Source organism: Variovorax sp. 01T439_2, assembly GCF_056398445.1.
Genome location: NZ_JBFTPJ010000639.1, coordinates 1 through 3,513, shown reverse-complemented (window position 1 = coordinate 3,513; position 3,513 = coordinate 1). Strand labels below are relative to the sequence as shown.

Here is a 3,513-nt window from a genome sequence, read left to right as displayed (position 1 = left end):
CGCCAGCACCGACCAGAACCCGGATAACCGCCGCAGGCTGGGCGCGTTGACGGCCGTGGCCCGCCTCGGCGACAACACCACGGCTGCGGCCGAGGTGGTGCGCACCGATTCCGACGAGAAGGGCAAGGGCGAAGGTGCCCGCGTCGAAGTGCGCCATCAGACCGAGCAGCTCGCGGTGGTGGCGCTGGCGAGCAAGACCACCACCGGTTTCGACAACCCGGGCGCGAGCTTTTCGGCGGGACGCACCGAGGTCTCCGGCCGCGCCGAGTACAAGATCGACGAAGACATGGCGGTGCGCGCCGAAGTGCTCTACAGCAAGGATGCGCTGCTGGAAGGCGACCGCAAGGGCGCGAGCGCGAGCTTGCGCAAGAAGCTGGACCACGACATCGTCGCGGAGGTCGGCCTGCGCCACGGCCAGAGCCGCAGCGGCCTGGCCTCGGGTTCGGGCTTCGACTACGGCGAGATCTCCACCTACAACGGCAATCTGGGCAGCCGTGTCGGCGCCGGCAGCGTGACCGCGCTCGGCGGCGCCGCGACGGCCAATGCCAGCGCCGAGAGCGAGAGCCTGACCACCGTGCGCGCGCGCCTGTCGGCCCAGGTGCCGGGCGTGCCGCTGGCCCAGGTCTTCGTGGAGGGCGAGCAGGACCTGAAGAACTCCGACCGCCACACGCTGGCCGTCGGCGGCAACTACGCGATCACGGACAAGACGCGCGTCTATGCGCGCTACGAGCTCATCTCCAGCCTGTATGGCGCCGCCCAGCTCGATGCCGCGCAGTCCAACAACGTCGGCATCCTCGGCATCGAGAGCAACTACATGGACGGCGGGCGGCTGTACAACGAATACCGGCTCGCAGACAGCATCGACGGCCGTGCCGCCCAGAACGCCATCGGGGTGCGCAACACCTTCAAGCTCACCGACAGGTTCAGCCTGACCGGCGGCCTCGAGCACACGCGCCAGATGGGCGGCTACGCCAACAGCGCCAACAACGGCACCGGCTATGCGGCCGGGCTGGGTGAATCCACCGCGGTCACGGCGGGCGTCGAGTACCTCACCGACACCTACAAGCTCAGCGGCATCCTCGAAGGGCGCAAGGGCGACGACGCGAACACCCGTCTCTTCAGCACCGGGTTCGGCTACAAGATCACACCGGCGTGGAGCCTGCTGGCGCGCAGCGTGGTGAGCGACAGCGAAGGGCAGGGCGCGAGCGGCGGCAACGAGCGCCACCTCCAGCGCCACCAGATCGGCCTGGCGTACCGCCCGGTCGACGACGACACCTGGAACGCGCTGATGCGCTATGAGCGTCGCTCGGAGCGCATCGTGGGCCACGGAAATGCGGCCGGCGCGTTGACCGGGGGCAGCGCCTTCGGCGGCGAATCCGGCAACGCCAGCCTGCCGGGCAGCACCAGCGCGGACATCGTCTCGGCGCACCTCAACTACAACCCGGCGCGCGGCCGCGTGCTGAGCGCGCGCTACGCGGGCAAGCTCTCGCGCGTCGACGACGGCTTCCTGGCCAGCAGCTACTGGGCCCATCTGCTGCAGGCGCGCTACACCCAGGACATCAACAAGGACTGGGACTTCGGCGTGCAGGCCGGCCTGCTGTACGGCAAGGGCGGCGCGCTGCAGAAGACCCTGGGCGTGGAGGTCGGCTACCAGATGGCGAAGGACCTGTGGATCTCTGCGGGCTACAACTTCGTGGGCCTCAACGACCGCGACCTGACGGCCAACGAATACACCAGCAAGGGCGCGTACATCCGGCTGCGTTTCAAGTTCGACGAGACCCGGTTGGGCTTCCCATCGGCCGCTGCCGGTGCATCGAAACCTGCGGCTGCCGCGCCTGCAGCGCAGCCGGCATCCGTCGCCGGCAGCGGCGAACCTCTGCTTCCCACGTCCCCAGAAGAAATAACCAGTTCAGGCCAATGAACATGCAACGACTCAAGAACACGCTGCGCTCGATGGCGGGCACGGCATGGTGGTGGCTCCTGTGCGGGGCGTGGCTCGTGGCCGTGCCGCTTTCCGGGCATGCACAGCAGGTGCTCAGGCCGCAGACCGGTACGTTGATCAACGGCACGATCGTGGGCTCCAGCAACGGCTTGTCCATGAGAACTTACTGCGTCAGCGGGTTCCCGACCGGCCTGACGATGTGGGAGCGGCTGAACAGCGCCGCGGTCAGTGGCACCTTTGCCAATCTGACCGGCGGTTTGCGGGCCTATGAGCTGCGCTGCTCGCCGTTCACCGTCACCGAGGGCGCGACCGCCGCGACCATCACCTGGGGTGCGGCAACCCAGCGTGGCGTCGCTGGCCGACCCATCAACGGCATGACGCTGCGCGGTCCCCAGGCGTGTCCGGCCGGCACGGTGATTGCAGTGATGGGTGGCGTCGACCGCATGTTCAATGGCGCATCGGGCAACATCTATCCGACGCAGCTCACCTTCACCTGCCGACCGGTCACGGTGGTGGCAGGCGACTGGTTCCGCGTGGCGGCGACCGGCGGCGCAAGCTACACGCTGGGCATCACGACGAACGACGGCGGCACCGGTCCCGGCTCTGCAGTGCCGGGACCTCTGCGCGCGCCGCGCACCGTTTGCCCCTATTCGGCCACCAACACCTGCAATGGCCTGGAAGACCTCGGCGGCGGGGAGCTGATCGACGGCTTCTCCGGCGTGCGAAGCGAGTTTCCCGATGCGCGCGTTTCGCAGCGCATCAGCTTCGTCAACTACGCCTGGAGCCAGGCGCTCGGCCCCAGCACGAACACCGCCACCTGGCGCCCGACCGCAGGCCGTCTGCCCTTCTACCCGCCGACCGTCGCCAACAACACCGCCCGCTACCAGGACACCTACGAGACCTACGCATCGGCAGGCACCAGCTACAGCGGCGGTGCCCTGGCACCAAGCAACGTCAGCGTCCAAAACGTCGTCAGGACCGGTACCTGCAACACCTCGCACACGCTCGCAACGCAGGAGGACTACACCTGCACGAACATCATCACCGGCCGGCCCGACCTGCAGGTGCGGGTCGCCGTGCCGCCGGATGCCTGGACCAGCCACGGGCAGGAACGCATCGTCAGGCTCACGGCCAAGAACTTCGGCCCGGGGAGCACCACGGCCGCCGACAACTCGACCGCCGTGCTGGCTCTTCCCGCCGGATGGAACACCGGCACCTTGCCCGCCAACTGCGCAAAGGCCGGTTCGCCGGTGGTGGTGACGTGCCAGCTCAATCCCACGCTGCTCGCGGGCTCGAGCGGGCCCGGCATGACGGACGGCGGCGAAGCCAACTTCGACATCCCGGTGTTCCCGCAGCCCACCGTGGCGGCCGGCAGCTACCCGGTCGTCAATGGCGCCAGGGTTTGCGTCCAGGCGGCATCGTCCGGCAACCCCCACTACTGCACGGTGCCCAACGATACGAACCCGAACAACGACGACGGCATCGCGGTGGATGAAACCGACACCATCGTCCTCGCCTACCTCACGCCGCCGCTGATGCCGCCCCGCGTCACGACCACCGTGGTCTCCAAC

Annotated in this window: 2 pseudogenes; both read left to right on the top strand. The window is 68.5% G+C overall.

The features are described from left to right. Window positions 1-1,921, top strand: a pseudogene (locus AC1DOC_RS24915) (hypothetical protein); the annotation flags it as partial. A 2-nt stretch (window positions 1,922-1,923) separates the two neighbouring features. After that, window positions 1,924-3,513: pseudogene (locus AC1DOC_RS24910) on the top strand (hypothetical protein); the annotation flags it as partial.